Source organism: Microvirga sp. P5_D2, from assembly GCF_054049475.1.
This window is the reverse complement of record NZ_JBFUMH010000418.1, coordinates 1-588: the sequence shown is the minus strand read 5'-3', so window position 1 is coordinate 588 and position 588 is coordinate 1. Positions and strand designations below refer to the sequence as shown.

At 56.1% G+C, this 588-nt stretch carries 2 protein-coding genes; one reads left to right on the top strand and one right to left on the bottom strand.

The genetic code is table 11. The features are described 5' to 3' along the window. Nucleotides 1-220, top strand: a 220-nt coding sequence (locus ACXJKO_RS32060) for a transposase (protein ID WP_457095022.1), incomplete at its 5' end; no start/stop codon positions are given. A 64-nt stretch (nucleotides 221-284) separates the two neighbouring features. On the opposite strand, the gene ACXJKO_RS32055 is transcribed toward ACXJKO_RS32060, so the two are convergent. Further along, on the bottom strand, nucleotides 285-588 hold a 304-nt coding region (locus tag ACXJKO_RS32055; protein ID WP_457095021.1), incomplete at its 5' end, for a hypothetical protein.

The window sequence follows — 588 nt, the reverse complement described above, 5'->3', positions numbered from 1 at the left end:
GTGTCTGAGGCGACGCGGAGCCTGGTTCCTGTTCCTGCCGGCTTATTCGCCCGATCTGAACCCGATCGAGCAAGCCTTTGCCAAGATCAAAGCGCATCTGCGCAAAGCCGAAGCCCGCACCTTGGACGCGCTCTGGCGCACCCTCGGTGAGATCTGCAACCTGTTCGAGCCACAAGAATGTTGGAACTACCTCAAGGCTGCTGGATATGCGTCCGATTAAACATCCGATGCTCTAGCGGATTGTTTCGATCTTGTTGATCGGATGAAGCTCAATAGTGAAACTTTCACCCATCGGCGCGAAGCTGATCGACGACGCCCGGGCTCATGTAAGGATGCCCAGCCTCATTGAGTGCCCGGTCCAAAGCCTCGATTGCGGCCAGGATCTTTGTCAGCTCTTCAGCCATCTCCACGGAAGGCAGCGGCGCTTCCGAGACCTGGCGAGCCATTTCCCTGCGTCGTTTAACGAGATTTTCCCGCGCAGAGTTCAGTTCCTTGATTTCCTCGGACGTCATGGGCTCCTCATTTTCACCGGTGGCCTCAGGGATAATCCCAACCGGCTGAATACGTTCACATGCTACGTTCACATGC